Origin of the sequence: Arthrobacter sp. FW305-BF8 (genome assembly GCF_021789315.1) — a bacterium.
GTDB lineage: Bacteria > Actinomycetota > Actinomycetes > Actinomycetales > Micrococcaceae > Arthrobacter.
The window spans coordinates 3,898,106-3,919,046 of sequence record NZ_CP084561.1 but is presented as its reverse complement, the minus strand read 5'-3'; the positions used below and the strand labels follow the sequence as shown (position 1 = coordinate 3,919,046).

The following is a 20,941-nucleotide window of genomic DNA, read 5'->3' as shown; positions in this document are numbered from 1 at the left end:
GGTGGCCCGGGAGAGGCTCAACGGCTGCTCCCAGCCGGCGGCCAACGACGCCGGACGCGCCGCCGCCAGCGCCGCCAGCCCTTTCTTCGAAGTGGTGAGAAGCGCCGGTTCTGTTGGGCTCAAAAGAGCTGTCGCGCACGTCGCATTTCTATACTGCGACATCTGTCTGGAACAGCAGCTATCGGTGTGTGGGCACGTCCTTCACGTCGCGCGCGCCAGGGGACTCTCTATTTCAGGCGAGTCCCCTGGCGGGCAAGCTGGGCCGCCGTCGTCCACCCGTCGCGTTGACTGGGTCGGGCTGAAACCATCCGGCGGTTGGGTAGCCATGGTCAGGCGAGGGTGGTGAGCCTGAGCGAAGCGACCTTTGCTGTTCCTTTGGTGGTGTACAGCGACACCCCCGTGCTGGAGGGGTCCGGGAAGATCAGTTCGGTGAGGGTGACTTCTCCGTTCTGGGCGAAGATCTCCACAGAGCACTGATCAACGAAGATGCGTAAGGAGTACGCTCCATCCACGGGACCGAGGGGCGCGGTATCAATCGATGCAAAGGCCTCGTGGAACGCCGTGTTTCCTGAGGCCGTTCGGTCCACGAGAAGTTTGCCTTCACCCGGAAGGATGCCGATCCTTGTACCTTCGCTGCCCTTGCTGCGGATCACGAGGCCAAACTCTTCAGCGGAACCGGGCACAAACGTTGCCTCGATGAGTTGCACGGCGGCCCCTCCTGCCAGGGAACGGATGCCGTCGACGTCGAGCTCTGTGTAGGCAACTGTTCGGCTAAGCGCTGCGGGGTCAGTCACTGCCTGCTGGGTGAGGCGCGGTTTTCCATCAGATGTGATGAGTGAGACCTCGCGTACAAGCGACATCGGGCTTCGCCACGGGGAGGTTGGAATTTCGTTGCCGTACTGCCAGTTGTTCATCCAGGCCATCATGAGCCGGCGACCGTCCGGCACGTTGCTGAAGGACACAGCCGCGTAGTAGTCCCGGCCCCAGTCGAGCCAAAGATACTCGGCCATGCGCGCCGGATCCTGGTCGCCTTCAGTGACCGTGGTTTCGGACCTGAACGTCACGCCGTCGAAGTCTCCCACGAAGTACTGTCCCGCGGAGCCTCCGTTCGGCCCGCCGGGATTGAGGTTAACGGTCAGCACCCATCTGATCAGGTCCTCGTTTCCGTCAAGTGGCAGCGGAAACAGGTCAGGACATTCCCAGACTCCGCCGGTAGCGTTGGCCGGCCCAAAACTGCTGAGGTAGTCCCAGCTCTTCAGGTCATCGGAACGGTACATCACGACCGTGAAATCCGTTGCCTCGACAGCGACCATTACCCAATAGGTTCCGGCCGGGCCGTTGTAGCGGAACACCTTCGGGTCCCGGAACTCGGCCGAGTCCCTGCTCAAGACGGGGTTTCCGTGGTACCTGGACCAGGTGTAGCCGCCGTCCGTGCTCCACGCGAGTGACTGGGCCTGGATCCCGGCGTGCTGTGAGTTCTCCTTGTAGGCACTTGTGTAGATTGCGACCAGGGGTGCAGCAGTTCCGTCGCCGAGTCCGCTGGTGTTGTGCTGGTCGTAAACGACGCTGCCGGAGAAGATGTCCTCGTATTCGTCGCAGGCAATAGCGACGGGTTGTTCTGTCCACGTGATGAGGTTCGTGGAGGTGGCGTGCCCCCAGGACATGTTTCCCCAAACATTCCCAAAGGGGTTGTTCTGGCAGTAGAGGTGGTAGGCGCCTTCGTGGAAGATCAGACCGTTGGGGTCATTGAGCCAGGTGTCCTTGCTGGCGTAGTGCATCGCCGGCCGGAAAGCCTCACGTGTGGGCGCCGTTACCGCGGTCATGAATCAAAGTCTCGTTTCATTTCGTCTTCCTGGGGAAGGGTGGGGGCGGCCATCCAGCCGGCGACCGGCGCGCGCGCTGTTCGGCGGCTGGACGGATGCTTTTGTTAGCAGTTGCGCGATGGGGAAATGACTCCAAAGGCGGGAGAGTTCGGATCCTGAGTCAGGGGAAGAGGTTCCGAACTCCTCCAAAGATCTCAGCCATGGTCCAGGCATCGAAGGAGAGCAGCCTCACGGTACCCTCGGCGGTCAGGCTCACTTGCTCACCGGCCAGGGTCGGGTAAACGCGGGCGGTGAGCGGCTTACCGTTGGCAAAAATTTCGACGGCGGACCGGTCCACGAGGACGCGCAGGTGCACCCGGCCGTCGGGCATCGGGAGCGGTCCGGACTTGTCGTCGACATCAACGGTTGGATCAAGGCTGCTCTGAGTCCGGTCGAGGCGGAGTGTGCCTTGGCCGTCGCCTTCAGTGGTCCGGCACAGCTCGATCACTGTTTCCTCCTTGGCTTTGCCGAAGACGCCACCGTCGGCCGATCCCAGCAAGCCCAGTCGCAGCACAGCACCAGGCTCGAGCTGCACATCCAGTTCGAGGTCCAGCTGGCTGCCGGACACCCCGGTAGCCACAGGTGCCCCGGTACCCACCAGCTCCTGTCCGGGCAGGCCCACATGGTCCCGGCGCAGCTTCTCGATTTCAGGCACGGGCGCGAACAGCAGGGATCCGTCGTCGGCCACGGTTGTGACGCGCGGCAAACTCATGACGCCCGACCACCCGGCCTCGATCATCGCGGCGTCGCTGCGGCCCTCCTGAAGCCAACCAAACATGACGCGTCGGCCGGACTCATCCTGGAATGACTGCGGCGCATAGAAGAACCGTCCACCGTAGTCGAGCCGATGCAGCCCGGTGGGCTCGAAGGAGTTTTCCGCGTAGCGGCCGGTCCAGTACAGCGGGTGGCGGGTGTCGCCGTTGTCCCATGCGGAAAAGACCAGCACGTCGGGCGTGTCACCAGAAGTAGGAACCGAACCCAGCGAGCCTTCGCCTGCCCGGAACAGGTCCACGCATTCCCACATGGTCCCGGTCCAATCGGAATCGGCGGGATCGCCCTGCGAGGCGTCGCCGATGAACAGGGGCCCGACGTATTCCCAGGCGCGCAGATCCTCCGACTCGTACAGGAACGCCGTGCCGCCGCGCCCACGAATGCCCGAACCTACCAACTGCCGCCAGATGGAACCCTCGCGCCACACGCAGTGATCGCGATACGCCGTGACGTCCACCCCGGCCGGCGGGGCTGCGATAACCGGGTTCTGAGCAAATTTGCTCCAGCTCAGCAGGTCTGCGGATCCCACGGCAACGCAGGGCAACTCCTGCTCGCCTAGCCGTCCCGAGTACACCAAGGTGGGCGTGCCGCCGTCGTTCACCAACACCCCCGACCAGCAGCCGTCGGCGTCCGGACCTGCGGAAGGTTCCAGCGCCACCGGCTGGTCCCTCCATTGGACGAGGTCGGTGCTGGTCGCGTGGCCCCACTGAATGCGGTGGTGGAAGGCGCCTTCGGGGTTGTACTGGTAGAAGAGGTGGTACGTGCCGTTCCATTGGCTCACGCCGTTGGGGTCGTTCAGCCAACCGGCCGGGGAGACGAAATGGAAGCGCGGCCGAAGGGGGTCCGCATCGGCGCGGGCAATCAGTTCGTCCTGGGGAACGGTGCCGAGCGGGTGCGTCGATTCAGTCATGCGGAGGCCTTGCTGTCCGTAGGTTCAGTTGCCAGCGCGTGGCCGCCGGCTCCAGCCTGTGGGCGGTAGAGGTGGCAGCGCACCCAGTGGAAGTTTTCGGGGTCGCCCACGCGGTGGCGAACGGGTTCCGCGGCCGAACAGGTCTGGTTTGGGTCGCAGTCGAAAGCGCAGCTGGTCGAAGCCATCACAGCCTGGCGCAGCTCGGCCCGGCGGACGGGATCGTAGGAGCCCGCCCGGGCCGGATCCGGGACGGCCGAGACCAGCAGCTGCGTGTACGGGTGGGCCGGGTTGGCCAGGAGATCCAAGGACTCGCCCTCTTCAACGAGCTCTCCCGCGAACATGACCGCCGTCCGGTCCGCCAGGTATCGGGCCGAGGCGAGGTCGTGTGTGATGTAGAGCATGGAGATTCCCTGCTCATCGCGGAGTTTGCGCATCAGGTTCAGCACGCCGATCCGGACCGAAACATCGAGCATGGAGGTGGGTTCGTCGGCGAGGATGACCCGTGGTTCCACGGCAAGGGCCCGGGCAATCGCGACTCGCTGGCGCTGCCCGCCGGAGAGCTCGTGCGGGTAGGAGTTCAGCATGTCGGCCTGCAGGCCCACGGTGGTCATGAGCTCCTCGAGTCGCTGCTGCGTCTCTGTCTCGGAGCTGCCGCCCTTCCGGTGGATCGCTAGCGACCTCCGCAGGAAGTGCTCCACTCTGTGGGCAGGATTCAGCGAGCCGAAAGGATCTTGGAAGACCATCTGCAGTTGGGAGCGGAAGGCTCGCGATGCTTGGAAGCGGTCGCGCTTGAGGACGTCGACGCCGTCGATCAGGATCTCGCCGGAGCTCGGCTTTTCCAGCCGGGCTACGCAGCGGGCCAGAGTGCTCTTACCCGACCCAGACTCTCCCACGAGGGCCACGATTTCGCCGCGTCCAATGGTCAGGTCCACGCCGTGCAGGGCCCGGACGGAGTCCCGGGCGAACAAACCACCTATAGGGAAAGACTTTCCTAGTCCGCGGACCTCGAGGGCTGGAGCTTCGGTGTCAACGGAGGGGCGCTGGGATGACAGTACAGCGTGGCTCATCGTGCGGCTCCTTCCATGATGGCGGTGTCAGCCGCTGAAGCGTCGGCACTGACAGGTGCCACGAAATGGCCGGGTGCTGCTTCGGTGAGGTCCGGGATGTTCCGGAACTTCACGCCGTCGGGCAGTCCGGTCAGCGGAACCCGTGGACCGGTGAGCGGCGGGAAGGCACCCATCAGCGCCTGAGTGTAGGGGTGGCGGGGGTTGGCGTAGACGTCCTGGGCTTTTGCGGTCTCCACGATCCGGCCGCCGTACATCACGGCCATGCGGTGCGAGAGCTCCACCATGAGGGACATGTCGTGGGTGATGAAGAGGACGGAAAACCCCAGTTCGCGTTGGAGTTCCTTGATTTGGGCCATGATTTCCTGCTGCACCACCACGTCCAGCGCGGTGGTGGGTTCGTCGAGGATCAACAGGGACGGCTTGAGCGCCACGGCCATGGCGATCACAGCGCGCTGCCGCATGCCGCCCGAGAGCTGGTGCGGGTAGGACTTGAGGCGTGCGGGGTCGATCCTCACCAATTCGAGCAACTCACCGGCACGCCGCAGCGATTCCTTGCGCGAGTAGCCCGCATGAGTGGTGAAAATATCCACGATCTGCTCGCCGATGGTCAGCACCGGGTTGAGCGAGTTCATGGCCGACTGGAACACCATGGCCACGTCCTGCCAGCGGAAGCGCCGCAGCTCCTCCGGGCTCATGGCCAGGACCTCCTTGCCGCCGAAGGAGATGCTGCCGCCGGCGATCTTCGCGGGATCCTTCAGGAGCCGCATGATCGAGTTGGCGATCGTGGACTTCCCACAGCCGGACTCGCCCGCCAGCCCGAACACCTCACCGGTGCCGATGCTGAAGGAAACACGGTCGACGGCGGTGGTGGAGCGGGTGTCGCCGATGTACTTGACGGTGAGGTTCTTGACCTCCAGGACGGGCTCGTGGGAGCCGAAGGAAACTTGGGAGACCGTCACTTGGCGGCGCTCCTTTCGGTAATTTTTGGGGTTTTGATCTTCCGCAACCGCGGATTAGTGACCTCGTCCACGGCGTAGTTGATGAGGGCCAGTGCGAACGCGACCAGCGCGATGCAGACACCCGAGGGAACAAAGACCCACCAGCTGCCGGTCAGCAGGGCGCCCTCGTTGCCGGCCCAGAAGAGGTTGTTGCCCCAGGAGACGGTGCTGACGTCACCCAGGCCAAGGAACTCCAGGCCTGCCTGGGCGCCGATGCCGTAGATTACGCAGGCCAGCAGGGTACCCATGACGATCGAGGCCATGTTCGGCAGGATCTCGCGGAACATGATCCGGCCCGCCCGTTCGCCGGACACCACGGCCGCGGACACAAAGTCCTTTGAGCGGATGGACAGCGCCTGAGAGCGCAATACACGTGCCGACCCAGCCCAGCCGGTGACCACGAGGACCAGGATCACGGTGCCCAGGCCCGGCGGCAGGAACGCGGCCAGGATGACAAGGAGCGGCAGTCCGGGCAGGAGCAGGAAGACGTTGGTCACCAGGGACAGTGCTTCGTCAATGAACTTGCCAAAGTACGCCGAGGCCAGGCCCACCAAAATGCCGATAAAGGTGGATGCGGTGCCCACAGTCAACCCGACGAACAGGGAACTGCGGGAGCCGTGGACAGTCAGGGCAAGCACGTCCTGACCTTTGGCCGTGGTGCCGAGCCAGTGCTCCGGAGACGGTTCCAGCGAGGCCATCGCGGTGATCCGCGACGGATCTCCGGGGAACAGCACGGGGGCCAGCAACGCAAGCGCGATGAACACGAGCATCACGATCATGCCCACCAGGGCCTTCTTGTTGGTGATTAGTCCGTGGACGAAACTGCGGTTGGGCTTGCGGGCAGCTGTGCGCTCAGTGGGCTCAGTGGGCTGCTTCAGAATTGCGGTTGTCATGATGGGTCCCTCAGTTGCTGCGCACGCGCGGGTCGAGGCGGACGTAGAGGATGTCCACCAGGAAGTTCGCCAGCAGCACGGCGGCGGTGATGGTCAGGAACAGGCCCTGCATAAGCGGGTAGTCGAGGCCTTGGACGGCGTTGAGGAGTTGGTAGCCGACGCCGGGATACGCGAACACCACCTCGGTGAGCAGCGCACCACCCACCACGAAGCCCAGCCCCATGCCAAAGCTCGTGACCGAGGGGAGCATGGCGTTCCGCGCTGCATAGCGGAACATGATGCGGCCCGGCCGGAGCCCCTTGGCTTCAGCCATGGTGATGTAGTCCTCGGAGTTCGTGGCGATCATCGTGTTCCGCATGCCCAGCATCCACCCGCCGATGGAGACCAGCACGATCGTCAACGCTGGCAACACAAGGTGCGCACCGACATCGCCGATGAACTCCCAGGTAAACGCGGGCTCCACACCGTCACTGAACGCGTGGCGCAGCGGCGACCAGCCTAGGATCATTCCGAACAGGTACAGCGCGCCCATAGCTAGCCAGAAGTATGGGAAGGAGCCGATGAAGATCAACACTGGCGGCAGTGCGGAGTCGATCGCTCCGCCGCGTCGCCAGGCGGCCAGGATGCCGAGCAAGTTACCTACGACGGCGGCAATCACCAGTGCGGTGCCGCCGAGCAGGAGGGTCCAGCCGATCTGGGCGGCGATGACCTCCGTGACCGGTGTGGGGAAACGTGAGATGGAGACGCCCATTTGCCCGGTGAAGATGTTGTGCAGGTAGTCGATGTACTGCTCCCAGATGGGACGGTCGTCCACACCGAGCAGCTTACGCAGTGCGTCGATCTGTTCGGGCTGCATCTTGCCCTGGGTACGGGCGAACATGCGGGAGACTGGGTCCCCGGGCATGAAGCGCGGCAGCAGGAAGTTCAAGGTGATGGACGCCCAGAAGGCGATCAGGTAGAAACCCAGGCGGCGCAGGATAAAGCGCACGGTTTCCTCCATTCAGGTATTGCGGTAATGGGGAGGGGGCGGCATGCCCGGCGCGGTGATCCGGCGCCGGGCATGCCGGGCTGCTGGGCCTGCGGGGCCCAGCTGTTACTTGCGCGGTTCCAAAGTGGTGAGAATCAGCACCGTGGTAGGAGAACGATCGGAAAGTGTGGCATAAGGGTTGTCCTGCGACGGCCATCCCGTGAAGTGGACGTCCGTGTAGTCGCCCCATTCAGGTCCTGAGAACAGCGGCACCAGCGGGGCGGCGTCGTTGTATTCTTCCTGGAGCTTGTACGCGACGTCCTTCTGCTTGGCTTCATCGCCGGCGGCAACGAAATCCTGCAGGAGCGCATCGGCTTTGGGGTCACCAAAGCGGTGGTAGTTGTCGAACGTCTTGGTGCCGACCGGCTTCACTGTGGCGCTGCCCATGGCATTGTTGAAGTACTTGAACGGGCTGGGATCGTTGGCGCTCCAGACAATGCCGGAGTCAAACGTGCCCTGTTCGTATCCGGCCACCACGGAGGCCCAGTCCGGAGAGTCCACCTTGGCCGTGACTCCCACTGCTTGGAGGTTCTGTGAGATCACGTTGGCTACGGACAGCCAGTCGGAGGAGCTGGCGCCCACGGAGATCTTGAACTCGAAAGGCGCTCCATCCTTCAAGGTGCGCTTGCCGTCGGCCCCCTTGGGGTAGCCGGCTTCGTCCAAGACTTTGTTGGCTTCGTCCAGGTTGAGCTTGGTCCAGCCGCAGTTGTCCTTGACGGCCGGGTTCTTCCACTTCTCGTAGCTGCCGGAAAGGCCGGTGCAGTCGGCGGGCTGCGCGTAGCCGCTCATCCCGATCTTGGTCACTTGGTCGCGGTCCACAGCCATGCTGAGCGCCTTGCGCACCTTTGGGTCGTTAAACGGAGCCTTGGTGGTGTTGAGCTGCCAATTGATCATGGCACCCGTGGGCGGGAACCAGTAGTGGCGGTGCTCCTTATCTTTGGAGATGAAGGTCTTCTCGATGTTTGGGATGTACTGGGTGGACCAGTCGACATCCCCGTTGACGCTGGCCAGATTGGCTGCGTCGTTGCCGGACATTGCAAGCATCTTGATGCCAGCAATCTTCTGTTTTTCCGGCTGCCAGTAGTTGGGGTTTTTCTTGAGTGCGTAGGACTGAGTCTGGAAGGAATCGACCTCCGTGTAAGGTCCTGTTCCCACGGGCGTGGCGTTGGCGTCCTTCGCCGGGTCGGCGATCGCAGACCAGACGTGCTTGGGCAGAATGGGTAGCTGGCCCACTTCGTAGAGCGCCGGAGACCATGGCTTGTTGAAGGTGAAGGTCACCTTGTTGGTTCCCTCGGCGGTGGCGCCGACGAGGTACTCGTAGCCGCCCTTGAGCTTCTTCTGGAGTTCGAAGGTGTAGGCGACGTCGTCGGCCACGAGTGGCTTGCCATCGGACCACTTCACGCCGTCGCGCAGGGTGAAGGTGATGGATTTGCCGTCAGCAGCAGTCTTCCATTCGGTGGCGAGCCACGGCGTCGTGTCTCCCTTGGCCGGGTTGAAAACCAACAGGGGTTCGTAGATCGCCTGGTTGACCATGGGATTCACCGCGGGCGCAAAGGGATTGAAGTTGCGGTCGAAGGTGCTCATGTCTTCCCGTGGGATGGTGAGCATGGCGTTCGTGTTGTCCGAAGTCGAGGAACTTGTGCCTGACTTGTTGCCGGTGGCAGCGCAGCCGGTCAGCAGCATTGCGCCTACCGCCAGTCCGGCCGCTGCAATGCGGGCGGACCTCAGGTATCGGGTTTGTGTCATGATGGGTATCTCTTTCCTATCTTCATCAGCAAGGTGAAGGGGTGGGTAAGGGTTTGCTCTTCGAAACTTGATTTCGCGGTCAGACCGAAGAGCGTTCTAGCAGCGGACAGTCGACCACTTGCTGGTCGGCAGTGATCGGCTGTCCTGCTGTAAGAGCGGCGAGCGTCTGGACTCCCAGAGCGCCCATTTTTTCGAATGGCAACGCAACCGTGGTCAGCTTTGGCCTGAGGTAGGCCGCAATGAGTTCCTGGTTGTCGAAGCCGATCACGGCGATGTCTCCGGGGATGGTCAGTCCCCGTTCCTTGATGGCGTCGTAAGCGCCCATCGCCATGCGGTCGTTGAGGCAGAACAGGGCAGTTGGCCTTTGATCTTTCGGATAGCGGTCCAGGATTTGGCAGGCTGCCTCGTAGCCCCCATCCGCCGTCGCATACCCGGACACCACCAAATCCGGATCCAGTTCCAGCCCGGCGCCGGCGAGTGCTTCGCGTGCACCCTTCAACCGCCCGACGGCCGCGGGGATTCGCGGGTCGAGATTGATGACTCCGATCCTGCTGTGGCCGGCTTGGAGTAAGCGCTCGACGGCAACCCGGCCGCCGGCGCGCTCGTCCGGGACGATCGAGGGCAGCTTCCCGTCCGCGTCGAAACAGTTGATCAGGACCGTGGGCAGCTCGTGGGCGCTTTCCGGAACATGTACGCCGCGGTGGAATGTTGCCGCATACAAAAGTCCTTCCACTCGTTGTTCCAGCAGCTTTTCAATTGCTGCATCTTCCAGGCCTTGGTTGGGTCCTACGGCATCGGCCTGGTCGGAAGGCGCGATAAGCAGGAACCGGCGGTCAAGCCAGGCTTGGTCCTGGGCGCCCTTGATGATGTCCACCGCAAACGGGGCCGTCACGATCTCGGTGACGAGTCCATACCAATCGCTGCGCTGGGAAGCCAGTGCGCGTGCTCCGGCATTCGGGCGGTAACCCAATGCCTGCACGGCGTCGTTGATGCGGGTCCGCGTTTCCTCAGAAATACTGGCGTTTTCGCGGTTGCTCAGCACGAACGAGACCGCAGTCCGGGAGACACCGGCATGCTTGGCGACATCACTCATGGTGACACCCCGCTGCCGCACAGCCGCGGCATTGTTGAGGTTCGTGGTCTTCGCCATTGAATGCTCCGGTGGTCTTCGTGGACCCTGGGTGAGTGCCAGGGGTTGGGCCTGGGTGTCCCGCGCTTGCGGTGGAGTAACGCGAGTTACCTGGGGCGATGTGAGCTAGGTTACCCGCGTTACTTCTTGGCTGTCAACAGCTTCACCGGCATGCCAGCGCCATGAGCACACATTGAACTTCCTGGTGGCGGCTTAGCCGGCCGTCCGGCCAGTGTGTGGGCGAGGCGGTAGGAGTCGGTCCCGGTTTCAATAATGGTTCCGTTGGAGGTGAGCCGGTCCACGATGGCCGCGCAGAGGCGCGGGTCGGTGAAGGTTTTCGCCCAGCCGGAGAAGGATTCGTATAACGAGATGGCTGGCGAGGGTGTACATAACCCTGAAGCCCTTCTCAGCCGCCGCTGTGCCCAGCCCGATGAGCAGGCGGGATGTACCGGTCTCGCCCACTGGGCCGCGACCAACAACCCATCCAGCGCCCGGGCCTGGTAGCCCCCGAAAGGCGCCCTTGCTTCAGACATAGATGAATGTAAATATTTACGTGTGTCTATGAATTTGGAACTCACCCCGGTGCAGACGGTCGCCTGCTGTTCGCCACTGTCCAGGGAACCCTTGTCTGCGTCCGAGGCGGACGGCATCGCGCCGCTGCTCAAGGCGCTGGCGGATCCCGTGCGGCTGCGGCTGATGTCGCTGGTGGCCTCGCACGAGGGCGGCGAGGCCTGCGTCTGCGACCTGAATGGCGCCTTCGATCTTTCGCAGCCCACCATCAGCCACCACCTGAAGGTCCTCCACGCCGCCGGCCTCCTCGAGCGGGAAAAGCGCGGGGTGTGGGTGTACTACCGGGCGCGGACCGATGCCCTGGCGAACCTGGCCACCCTGATCGGGGGCCACAGCAAATGAGCATGCTGGCGCGGCGCGCGGCTGCCGAGTTTACGGGGACAGCGTTTCTGGTCATGGCCGTCGTCGGCTCCGGCGTGATGGCGTCACGGCTGTCACCGGACGACGTCGGGCTGCAGCTTTTGCAGAACAGCCTCGCCACGGGCGCGGCACTGGTCGCGCTGATCGTGGCGCTCCAGCCGGTCTCGGCGTCGTTCAATCCGGTTGTGACCCTGGCCGAACGGGTGCTGGGTGTGTTGGACACCCGAACCGCGGCGGGACTGATCGCCACCCAGTTCGCGGGCGGCGTTGCCGGCTCCGTCCTGGCCAACCTGATGTTCGGCCTGAACGCAGTCTCCTTCTCGACGCATGAACGGGCAGGCGCCGGGCTCTGGCTGGGCGAAGTCATCGCCACGGCGGGGCTGCTGGTCATCGTGCTCGGTACTCTCCGCTCGGGCCGGACGGACCGGGTGGCCTTCGCCGTCGGCGGCTACATCACCGCCGCCTACTGGTTCACCAGCTCCACCAGCTTCGCCAACCCGGCCGTAACGGTTGCCCGGACCATCACGGACACCTTCGCGGGCATCGCCCCGGCGTCGGCGTCCGCCTTCATCCTGACCCAGCTGCTCGGAGGCGCCGCGGGACTGGTGCTGGTGCGTGCCCTGTACCCGGCCCCGGCGGCGCTTGAGGCGGGCAACCTTAAGGCGGGCAACGAGTACCCGCTGGCCAAGGACCAATCCCGCTAGCAAAGGGGAGGGGGTGAAGTGATGAGCACCGGCTGCTGCGACGACGAGTGCTGCGAGGACGGCCAGGACTGTTGCTGACCGCTCCCGCAGAACAGAACAGAACATCCGCGCGCCTGCCCGCCAACACGTCGGACAGGCGCCGCGCAACCGCCCGACGAAAAACACGAAACGAGGACAGCATGACAGCACTGGATTCCCTCCCGGTCGCCGTGGTCGGAGGCGGGCCTGTGGGCCTGGCCGCCGCCGTGCACCTGCTCGAGCGCGGCTTGGAACCGCTCGTGCTCGAGGCCGGCCAAGCGGTGGGTGCTGCTATCCGGGAATGGGGCCATGTCCGTGTCTTTTCTACGTGGCGATACAACCTCGACGCCGCCGCGGTGCGGTTGCTGGAGCGCCACGGCTGGGAAGCGCCCCGGGCCACCGCCCTTCCGTACGGTGCGCAGATCGTCTCCGACTATCTCGAACCCCTGGCCGCAACTCCGGAACTCTCCGGACGCATCCGCACCGGAACGAGGGTCATCGCCATCACCAGACGACACCTGGACAAGGGCCGCAGCGTCGGCCGCGAACAAACGCCCTTCGTGCTCCGCGTCGCCACCGCGGACGGCGGCATCGAGCAGCTCCTGGCGCGGGCCGTCGTCGACACCTCCGGAACCTGGACCACCCCGGCGCCGCTGGGCACCTCCGGCCTGCCGGCCGCGGGCGAACCGGAGGCCCGCGCCGCGGGCCTGATCACGGGGCCCTTGCCTAACGTCGAACGTGACGGATTCGCGGGCCGGCGGACGCTCGTCGTCGGGTCCGGCCACTCGGCGGCGAACCTGGTCCTGGACCTTGCCCGCCTAGCCCGAACCAACCCCGGAACCGACGTGCTGTGGGCCATCCGCGCGGCCAGTCCTTCCCGCGCCTACGGCGGCGGCGACGCCGACCAGCTACCCGCCAGGGGACAGCTCGGAGCCCGGCTCCGCACCGCCGTCGACACCGGGTCCGTCCAGCTCCTCACCGGTTTCCTCACGGACCGCGTCGACATCATAAGTGGGACCTCGCTGCGGGTGCATGCCGCGGACGGCCGCACCGTGGAGGCCGACAGGGTCATTCCCGCCACCGGCTTCCGCCCGGACCTGTCCATGCTTTCCGAACTGAGACTGGACCTCGATCCGGCGGTTGACGCGCCCCGCGCCCTGGGCCCGCTCATCGACCCGGACTTCCACAGCTGCGGCACAGTTCCGCCGCACGGAGCGAGTCTTCTGGCCCAGCCGGAGAAGGATTTCTATCTTGCCGGCATGAAGTCCTACGGCCGGGCACCCACCTTCCTGATGGCCACCGGCTATGAACAGGTCCGCTCCATCGCCGCTGCCCTCGCCGGGGACAGCGAGGCCGCGGGCGCCGTCGAACTTGAACTGCCCGAAACAGGCGTCTGCTCCACCAGCATCCCGGCCACGGCCGCTGACTCCGGGGACTCCTGCGGCGTGCCCCAACCGGAACCCGTCGGTTTCGGCACCGGACTCCGCCACGGGCGCACCGCCCCTGACTGAACTGCCCTTGCTTCAATTGCCTGCTCTTGTTGCACTTGTGTAAGCGGTGCTGTGGGCAGGCAGGCGTTCCTTTCCGCCATCCCGCCCTTCAGACCACCAATTTAGGAGAACACCATGACCGCCGACCCCGCCAAGAAGCCCTCCGTCCTCTTCGTCTGCGTGCACAACGCCGGCCGGTCCCAGATGGCGGCGGCGTTTCTCACCAGCCTGTCCAAGGGCGCGATCGAGGTGCGTTCCGCCGGCTCGCAGCCGGCAGAGAGGATCAACCCCGCCGCCGTCGAAGCCATGGCCGAGCTCGGGATCGACATGTCCGCCGAGGTCCCCAAGATCCTCACCACCGAGGCGGTCAAGGAGTCCGACGTCGTGATCACCATGGGCTGCGGCGACGAGTGCCCGTACTTCCCGGGCAAGCGCTACGAGGACTGGGTGCTGGAGGACCCTGCCGGCAAGGGTGTCGATTCCGTGCGCCCCATCCGCGACGAGATCCACACCCGCATCGAAGCCCTGGTCACCGAGCTGCTGCCCGCCCGCCACGTCGACGCCCAGTAACAGCTTCCCGTGAATGAGCCCGAAGAAAAGGAGCCAGCAGTGAGCAAGAACGCCAAACCCGAGGACCCCAGCACCGAGGACCCTAGCACCGAGAAGGTCAACGCTGACAAGGTCAGCGCCGACAAAGTCACCACCGAACAGCTCATCATCATCGGGTCCGGCCCGGCCGGCTACACCGCGGCCATCTACGCGGCACGGGCTGGACTGAAACCGCTGGTTCTGGCGGGCTCGGTCACGGCCGGCGGCGCGCTGATGAACACCACCGAGGTGGAGAACTTCCCCGGTTTCCCCGGCGGAGTCCAGGGCCCGGAGCTGATGGACGGCCTGCAGCAGCAGGCCGAAAAGTTCGGCGCGCAGGTGGTGTTCGACGACGCCACGCAGGTTCAGCTTAAAGGCCACCTTAAGCGCGTGGTCACCGGGGGCGGTGAGACGTACCAGGCCCCTGCAGTCATCCTGGCCACCGGCTCCGCGTACAAGGAACTCGGACTGGCCGAGGAGAAGAAATTCAGCGGCCACGGTGTCTCCTGGTGTGCCACCTGCGACGGTTTCTTCTTCCGGGACCAGGACATCATGGTGGTGGGCGGCGGCGATTCCGCGATGGAGGAGGCCACCTTCCTGACCCGCTTCGGGAAGTCCGTGACCGTCGTCGTCCGCAAGGGCGAGCTGCGCGCCTCCCGGATCATGGCGCAGCGCGCCAAGGACAACCCCAAGATCACGTTCGCCTGGAACTCGGCCGTCACGGCAATCCACGGCGACGGCAAGGTCAGCGGCGTCACGCTGACGGACACCCGCAGCGGCGAAACCCGGCAGCAGCCCGCCACCGGGCTCTTCGTGGCGATCGGGCATGTGCCGCGCACCGATCTGGTGGCCGGGCAGGTGGAGCTCGACGGCGAGGGGTACATCAAGGTGGATTCGCCCACCACGTGCACCAACCTGAGCGGCGTGTTCGCCTGCGGGGACGCCGTGGACCACCGCTACCGCCAGGCCATCACCGCCGCCGGAACCGGTTGCGCCGCCGCCCTCGACGCCGAGCGCTACCTGGCCGCGCTGGAGGATGCGGACAGCATTGCCACAGCGCTGGTGGAGGAGCCCACCCACGCCTGAGCCTGGTCTCCGCTGGTTGAGCCTGTCGAAACCCGGCCGGATCAGTCCTGTGGTTTGTCCGGCGTCCGCCCGGACATGAAGTGCACGGCTTCCTCGATGCCTTCCTCGTCGTTTTCGAGCTCTTCCATGTAGAGCCGGCCGGCCGTGATCAGGCCACCGGTGATTTCAAAGAGGATGACTCCGCGGGCCCGGAACCGCTGCCCGTCCGCGCGGTTTCCGGTCCAGTCCCATTCGCTCCACGTGGTGTTGCCGTCATCGACTGAACCAACCAGCTCCGTGTGGATGTCGGGAATCCCGGCGAATATCGCCTGCCAGTTCGCATGCATCTGCGCCCGGCCAACGAAGGCCCTGCCTGGGTGGGCAGGTTGACTGCTGCGGTAGTCGTGATGGAACAGCGCGGCGGCCGCCTCGAGGTCGTGGGCATCCAGCGCCGCCGCCAGGCGGTCTACAACCCCGCTCATCAGTCCGCTGCTTCGCCCTCGGCTGCGGAGCGGGTTTCCCCGGGCTCCTTGAGGCGTTCCTCGTCCGTATTCTCGGGCGCTACCACGGGGGAAAGTGCGTCGGCGAGGCCGTCCCTGGTGCTTTTGTCCTTATCCGGCGCCGGAGCATCGTCGGCTGGAACATCGCTCATTTCCTCACCATAGGACGCGGCATCGCGCCTGTCGAGGACGGGGGATTCTAAAGGACGGCGGACTGTGAAGGGCGGCGGCTGAAATTAAGGGACGGCGGCGGCTGGGGGGGTCGCCTCGGTCTCAGACAGGCGACACCGCCGCCGGCCCAGCTCCGGTGATCGACTTAATTATCGTCCTGCCCCGGCCAAAAGAGAAGTGGGAGTTGGCGCTTGAATGCTACCCCTAGATCTGGTGGCCCGAGGCGTGACGACCGGTGCATCGTCCATGCTTTTTCCAAGTCCCCGCGCTCAAAATCAACGTGTCCCCAAGGCAAAGCGCGCCAGGTTGAAGGCCTCGGGGCAGGGCAGCCGGACCGCGAGCATTCCCCCCAGAAGCCGGATCCGGCTGCCGCTGAAATGCGCTAGATAAATTTCCGTACATTGGCCCACCCCGGATCGGCCGTGTGGGCCACTTGGACTTCTTTTCGGTCGCGGGTGAAGCGGTCGAAGCTGTCACGTCCGTTCTGGTCCTCCGAGTCGCTGTAGTAGTGCAGGATCCGAAGGCCGTTGCCCGTCTCTGAGGCCACCAGCTCGCCACGCGAGCCCAGCATCGCGTCCAGGTCCTTCTCGAGATGGAGCAGTCCGAGCAGTGCCTTTCCGTCCGGCAGGCCATCGTCCGGCAGTCCGTCATTCCCGGTCCGCCGGAAGCTGATCCGGACAGCCGTGTGCAGGTCCAGCAGCGGGTGATCGATCCATCTCAAGGGCCTCTGAGCGCAGACAACCACACGATGCCCCGAGGACGTTTTGGCCTCCCGCATCGTCCAGCGGGGATCCGAGTTCCGGGAGGCCGCCACCTGAAAAAATTCAGGCACGACGGCGGCTGGCTGGCTGTCGCGGGGATCGGTCCGGGCCACGTTGACGGCCCGGACCCAGCGCTGGACCTCGTCCTCGCCGATCAGCCAGTCCACCAGCAGGCGGCCCGCCTGGCGGCAGTCGTTGGTGCTCATACTCGTGAAAGCCGGGTGGTAAACCGTCAGTTCGGCCAGTGCGCTCCGCTCGTCCCAGTCCAACGCAATGCGGGCCAGCGCCAGATCCACCGGTTGCGACAGGCCTTCGAGGGTGCCGGTGGCCATGCCGGGTTGAGGCTCCCTGGCTGCGGCGAATTCCCAGTTCCCAGTGGGCGCAGGAGCCGCCCGCCGCCACCGCTCGGCCAGGACGCGCAGCCGCGGATCCCCGCCGCCGGAGACACAAAGCCGGTGCCGCGAACGGGCGCCCGGGCCGGTTTCCCAGTTGAGCCCGGGGTGGATCGCCGTCACCATGGCGCCGATGATTTCCGGGAGGTCGCCGTAAACGCCGCTCATGACGGCTGCCGTAATCAGGCCAGCTCCCGCTACGGACCACCACCGCCAGAACGCGCTAACGGCCAACGTCTCAGCCCGGCTGCTCCGCTGCATCGAATCCATGGGACCTCCTCGTTGACGCCACACGACGCTGTTTACGGATCGTGTAGCACCAGACTCAAGAAGCGGGCACTGTAGCCACAAGATCTGCGCAAGAGTTTGACGCAAGCCCCAGCTGGCTGGCAGTTGTTGTCGTTTTCAGCCCCCAAAACGACAACAACTGCGAGTTACTTGGGGGAACGGGGCATACGCACCTCGCGGGGACCGGCCGGGTACCCGCGGCGGCGGCTGGCGAAGATGATCACCAGGGCCACCGCCACCGGAACGGCCGCCGCGAGTGGCACCAGCAGCGCGCCGACGGTGTTCAGGGCCAGGGCACCGTACGCCGCGCCGACGGCGATGCCCAGCTGGATGGTCACCACGGCGAGCCCGTTGGCCGCATCCTTGTGCTCCCCGCCAGCGCGGAGGATCGCCGCCTGGTTGTAGATTCCGGCGGCTCCGAAGGCGATGCCCCACAGGGTCAGGAGCGCGAGTGCCCCTGTCCACGTGCCGCCGAGCGCGGGCAGGAGGGCGAAGCTGGCCAGGAGCAACGCCACCGCGGCCAGGACGGAGCACCGGGGACGGGCATCCGCCGTGAGGCCGGCGATCCAGATCCCCACCAGGCTGGCGACGCCGATGACGGATAGCGAGATGCCGGTGGCACTGCTGGGCAGGCCCGCGGCCAGCAGGAACGGGGCGATGTAGGTGAACAGGGCGAAGTGGCCCAGGAGCAGCAGCGGCCAGGCGGTCGCGACGGCGATGACCCCGGGCAGCGCCATGGCTGCGCGCATTGACGGGGCCGAGTCCCGGTCGGCGTCGGATGCCGGGGGCAGCAGCTTAATGGCCAGCAAGGCGAGAAGCGCCGCCACGCCGGCCAGCACAAGGAAAGAGGCACGCCACGAGAGCACTGACCCCATCATGGTCCCGAGCGGAGCGCCGACGGCGAGGGCGAAGCTGTTGCCGCTGAACACGATCGCCATGGCCTTGCCAACAGAATGCGCCGGCACGATCCGTGCAACATAAGGGGCCATGCTGGACCAGAGCAAGCCGTGGGCCACGCCGCCGAGGAGCCTGGCGGCAATGGCCAGGCCCAGGTTGGGGCTGGCGGCCAGCAGCACGTTGCTCAGCGCGAAGGCCAGCACGGTCACGATCAGCAGCGTCTTACGTGGCATCCGCGCACCGAGGAACCGCGACAGGGGCAGCGCGGTGATGACGATGACGGCGGCGTAGGCGGCGGTTAGCGAGCCGACGGCCGATTCCTCCACGCCCAGGTCACGGCTGATCTGGGGAAGCAGCCCGGACGGCAGGAGTTCGGTGGTGACGGCGGTGAACCCGGCCATGGCCAGGATGAGCAGGCCTGCCCGCGGGATCCTTGCGGTGGGGACCGGCGCACTGGTTGCGCCGGAGCGGGCGGCTGAGCTACCGCGCGGGTTCTGAGTGGGTGTTTCGGAGCCGGAGAGTTCTTGGGTCACGTATGTTCCTGAAAGTTTCGTAATTGGTGTCGTCTGTACGCTGCCCCGGGTGGAACGGACGACGGCGGGCCGGCCCCCTTAAGGGACCGGCCCGCCGTCGGGCGTTTACCGCCTTAGAAGGTGGCGGTGTCAATCACGAAGCGGTAGCGCACGTCCGAGGCGAGGACGCGCTCGTAGGCTTCGTTGATCTTGCTGGCCGGGATGACCTCGATCTCGGCGCCGATGCCGTGTTCGGCGCAGAAGTCGAGCATCTCCTGGGTTTCGCGGATTCCGCCGATCATGGAACCGGCGAAGGCGCGGCGTCCGCCGATCAGCGCAAACGCGTTGACCGGGAGCGGCTCGGCCGGGGCGCCGACGTTGACCAGCGTGCCGTCGAGGGACAGCAGCTGCAGGTAGGAGCTGATGTCAATCGAGGCGCTGACCGTGTTGATGATCAGGTCGAAGCTGCCGGCGAGGGTCTCGAAGGTGCCGGCGTCGCTCGTGGCGTAGTAGTGGTCCGCGCCCAGGCGCAGGCCGTCTTCCTGCTTCTTGAGCGACTGGGACAGCACGGTGACCTCGGCGCCCATGGCGTGCGCCAGCTTGACGGCCATGTGGCCAAGTCCGCCGAGGCCGACGACGGCGACCTTCTTGCCGGGGCCGGCGCCCCAGTGGCGCAAGGGGGAGAAGGTGGTGATGCCGGCGCACAAAAGGGGAGCGGCGGCGTCGAGCTCGATGCCCTCAGGGATGGTGACAACGAAGTCCTCGGTGACCACAACGTGGGTGGAGTAGCCGCCCTGGGTGATGGTGCCGTCGCGGTCAACGGCCCCGTACGTGCCGACATTTCCCTTGAGGCAGTACTGTTCCTCGCCGGCCAGGCAGTTGGCGCACTCCCTGCAGGAGTTGACCATGCAGCCGACGCCCACGCGGTCGCCAACCTTGTGGCGGGTCACCTCGGAACCCACCTCGGTGACGATGCCGGCGATTTCGTGGCCGGGTGCGAGCGGGTACTGCTGCGGGCCCCAGTCGCCGCGGACGGTGTGGATGTCCGAGTGGCAGATGCCGGCGTACTTGATTTCGATGAGGACGTCATGGGGTCCGACGTTCCGGCGCTCGATGGTGGTGGCCACAAGGTCCTCGGTAGCGGACGGAGCGGCGTAGGCGTTGACGGTAGGCATAGTTCTCCTGTTTGTCAGTGTTGTGGAACGGGCCGCAGATGAAAGGGATCGGCCGTTTCTTCCATCTACTAAACCCCATCGGCGTGGCGTGAGGCAGACCCTGCTGTAAGGGGTAACCACAGGGACCCCCAAGTCTCTTCCCGACTGTGGCGGACAGCACGGGATTGGTTCATATCCACCCTACTGCGACTGTGGCTGCAGAGGGAGGCCCTGTCAGTGCCTGTTAGACGCCGGGCCGCCCCGGCTACTGTGAAACAGTGGCAAGGATATTCATCACCGGCTCTGCCGGCGGACTCGGTCTGAATGCTGCCCGGGCGCTGCTTCAGCAGGGCCACGAAGTGGTGCTGCACGCCAGGGACGAGTCGCGCTTGGCAAGTGCCGGCGCGGCCAGGGACCAGGCTTTGGGGACCGTCGTCGGAGATCTGGCCGACCTCACCGAGACGTCACGTGTGGCGGAACAGGCGGACCAGTTTGGCCCGTTTGATGCCGTCATCCATAACGCCGGCGTGTACAGCGGCAACCAGATCTTTGCGGTAAACACCGTCGCGCCCTATATCCTGACGGCGCTCATGGCCCGGCCGCGGCGCATTGTGTGCATCAGCAGCGGCATGCACCGGTCCGGCACTCCTGACCTTCAGGGCATCGACTGGACCAACGCGGCCACGCGGCCGGCGGCCTACTCGGACAGCAAGCTGTACGTCACGGCGCTCTCGGCCGCGGCGGCCAACCGGTGGCCCGACGTCGAAAGCAACGCCGTCGATCCAGGCTGGGTACCCACCCGGATGGGCGGACGCGGCGCGCCCGACGACCTGGAGCTGGGGCACGTCACGCAGGTATGGCTGGCCACCCGGGAGTCGTCTGAAGACCACGTGTCAGGCGGCTACTGGTTCCACCAGCAGCGCAGGCAGCCCCATCCGGCCGTGAATGACGTGGGTTTCCAGACTGAGCTGCTGGACGCGCTGGAACGGCACACTGGCTTCGCGCTCAAGTAGGCCCGTCAGCCCAAGTAAGCCGCAGCTGAGGGCGTTCTCAGCGCTGGGAACGCCC

19 protein-coding genes and 1 pseudogene are annotated in these 20,941 nt (G+C 65.4%); 6 read left to right on the top strand and 14 right to left on the bottom strand.

Going from position 1 to position 20,941, the window contains the following annotated elements; translation table 11 throughout:
- Positions 1-329: 329 nt before the first annotated feature.
- The 9 genes and pseudogenes from LFT45_RS17690 to LFT45_RS17650 all read right to left on the bottom strand — a co-directional run.
- The gene (locus LFT45_RS17690; protein WP_236804902.1) at positions 330-1,823 is read right to left on the bottom strand and encodes a glycoside hydrolase family 32 protein; all 1,494 of its coding nucleotides are present in this window, start codon (positions 1,821-1,823) and stop codon (positions 330-332) included.
- A gap of 160 nt (positions 1,824-1,983) precedes the next feature.
- Positions 1,984-3,543, bottom strand: coding sequence for a glycoside hydrolase family 32 protein (locus LFT45_RS17685; RefSeq protein ID WP_236804901.1), 1,560 nt, complete (start codon positions 3,541-3,543; stop codon positions 1,984-1,986).
- Complete coding sequence (locus LFT45_RS17680) at positions 3,540-4,610, bottom strand: ATP-binding cassette domain-containing protein (RefSeq protein WP_236804900.1); 1,071 nt, start codon at positions 4,608-4,610, stop codon at positions 3,540-3,542. The genes LFT45_RS17685 and LFT45_RS17680 overlap by 4 nt, the downstream gene beginning before the upstream one ends.
- Complete coding sequence (locus tag LFT45_RS17675; protein ID WP_236804899.1) at positions 4,607-5,569, bottom strand: ABC transporter ATP-binding protein; 963 nt, start codon at positions 5,567-5,569, stop codon at positions 4,607-4,609. The genes LFT45_RS17680 and LFT45_RS17675 overlap by 4 nt, the downstream gene beginning before the upstream one ends.
- The gene (locus tag LFT45_RS17670) at positions 5,566-6,501 is read right to left on the bottom strand and encodes an ABC transporter permease (protein WP_236804898.1); all 936 of its coding nucleotides are present in this window, start codon (positions 6,499-6,501) and stop codon (positions 5,566-5,568) included. Before LFT45_RS17670 ends, LFT45_RS17675 begins: the two co-directional genes overlap by 4 nt.
- 10 nt (positions 6,502-6,511) lie before the next feature.
- Complete coding sequence (locus tag LFT45_RS17665) at positions 6,512-7,489, bottom strand: ABC transporter permease (protein WP_236804897.1); 978 nt, start codon at positions 7,487-7,489, stop codon at positions 6,512-6,514.
- Positions 7,490-7,594: 105 nt separating this feature from the next.
- Positions 7,595-9,274 carry an ABC transporter substrate-binding protein gene (locus LFT45_RS17660; RefSeq protein ID WP_236804896.1) on the bottom strand — a complete coding sequence of 560 codons (1,680 nt, stop codon included), beginning with the start codon at positions 9,272-9,274 and terminating at the stop codon, positions 7,595-7,597.
- A gap of 79 nt (positions 9,275-9,353) precedes the next feature.
- Positions 9,354-10,424 carry a LacI family DNA-binding transcriptional regulator gene (locus tag LFT45_RS17655; protein ID WP_236804895.1) on the bottom strand — a complete coding sequence of 357 codons (1,071 nt, stop codon included), beginning with the start codon at positions 10,422-10,424 and terminating at the stop codon, positions 9,354-9,356.
- A gap of 209 nt (positions 10,425-10,633) precedes the next feature.
- Positions 10,634-10,856: pseudogene (locus LFT45_RS17650) on the bottom strand (ATP-binding protein); the annotation flags it as partial.
- A 108-nt stretch (positions 10,857-10,964) separates the two neighbouring features.
- Between LFT45_RS17650 and LFT45_RS17645 the strand changes: the two are divergent.
- The 5 genes from LFT45_RS17645 (at position 10,965) to trxB (ending at position 15,219) form a co-directional block, all read left to right on the top strand.
- Positions 10,965-11,315, top strand: coding sequence for an ArsR/SmtB family transcription factor (locus LFT45_RS17645; RefSeq protein WP_236809409.1), 351 nt, complete (start codon positions 10,965-10,967; stop codon positions 11,313-11,315).
- The gene (locus tag LFT45_RS17640) at positions 11,312-12,037 is read left to right on the top strand and encodes an aquaporin (protein ID WP_236804894.1); all 726 of its coding nucleotides are present in this window, start codon (positions 11,312-11,314) and stop codon (positions 12,035-12,037) included. The genes LFT45_RS17645 and LFT45_RS17640 overlap by 4 nt, the downstream gene beginning before the upstream one ends.
- A gap of 179 nt (positions 12,038-12,216) precedes the next feature.
- Positions 12,217-13,566, top strand: coding sequence for an FAD-dependent oxidoreductase (locus LFT45_RS17635; RefSeq protein ID WP_236804893.1), 1,350 nt, complete (start codon positions 12,217-12,219; stop codon positions 13,564-13,566).
- Positions 13,567-13,680: 114 nt separating this feature from the next.
- Positions 13,681-14,115 carry an arsenate reductase ArsC gene (locus tag LFT45_RS17630; protein WP_236804892.1) on the top strand — a complete coding sequence of 145 codons (435 nt, stop codon included), beginning with the start codon at positions 13,681-13,683 and terminating at the stop codon, positions 14,113-14,115.
- 144 nt (positions 14,116-14,259) lie between these two features.
- Positions 14,260-15,219 carry a thioredoxin-disulfide reductase gene (gene trxB, locus LFT45_RS17625; protein ID WP_236809407.1) on the top strand — a complete coding sequence of 320 codons (960 nt, stop codon included), beginning with the start codon at positions 14,260-14,262 and terminating at the stop codon, positions 15,217-15,219.
- Positions 15,220-15,260: 41 nt separating this feature from the next.
- Here trxB and LFT45_RS17620 read toward each other — a convergent pair whose 3' ends face one another.
- The 5 genes from LFT45_RS17620 to LFT45_RS17600 form a co-directional block, all read right to left on the bottom strand.
- Positions 15,261-15,680, bottom strand: a complete 420-nt coding sequence (locus LFT45_RS17620; RefSeq protein ID WP_236804891.1) for a nuclear transport factor 2 family protein — start codon at positions 15,678-15,680, stop codon at positions 15,261-15,263.
- Complete coding sequence (locus LFT45_RS17615) at positions 15,680-15,850, bottom strand: hypothetical protein (protein WP_236804890.1); 171 nt, start codon at positions 15,848-15,850, stop codon at positions 15,680-15,682. The genes LFT45_RS17620 and LFT45_RS17615 overlap by 1 nt, the downstream gene beginning before the upstream one ends.
- A gap of 401 nt (positions 15,851-16,251) precedes the next feature.
- Positions 16,252-17,292 (bottom strand): hypothetical protein, encoded by a 1,041-nt coding sequence (locus tag LFT45_RS17610; RefSeq protein WP_236804889.1) that lies wholly within the window; start codon positions 17,290-17,292, stop codon positions 16,252-16,254.
- 164 nt (positions 17,293-17,456) lie between these two features.
- Entirely contained in the window at positions 17,457-18,740 is a 1,284-nt protein-coding gene (locus LFT45_RS17605; RefSeq protein ID WP_236804888.1) for an MFS transporter, read from the bottom strand.
- 113 nt (positions 18,741-18,853) lie between these two features.
- A complete protein-coding gene (locus LFT45_RS17600) occupies positions 18,854-19,894 on the bottom strand; it encodes an NAD(P)-dependent alcohol dehydrogenase (protein ID WP_236804887.1) in 1,041 nt (346 codons plus the stop codon).
- 257 nt (positions 19,895-20,151) lie between these two features.
- On the opposite strand from LFT45_RS17600, the gene LFT45_RS17595 reads away from it, so the two are divergent.
- Positions 20,152-20,886: an SDR family NAD(P)-dependent oxidoreductase gene (locus tag LFT45_RS17595; protein ID WP_236804886.1), complete on the top strand. Its 735-nt coding sequence runs from the start codon at positions 20,152-20,154 to the stop codon at positions 20,884-20,886.
- Positions 20,887-20,941: the final 55 nt, after the last annotated feature.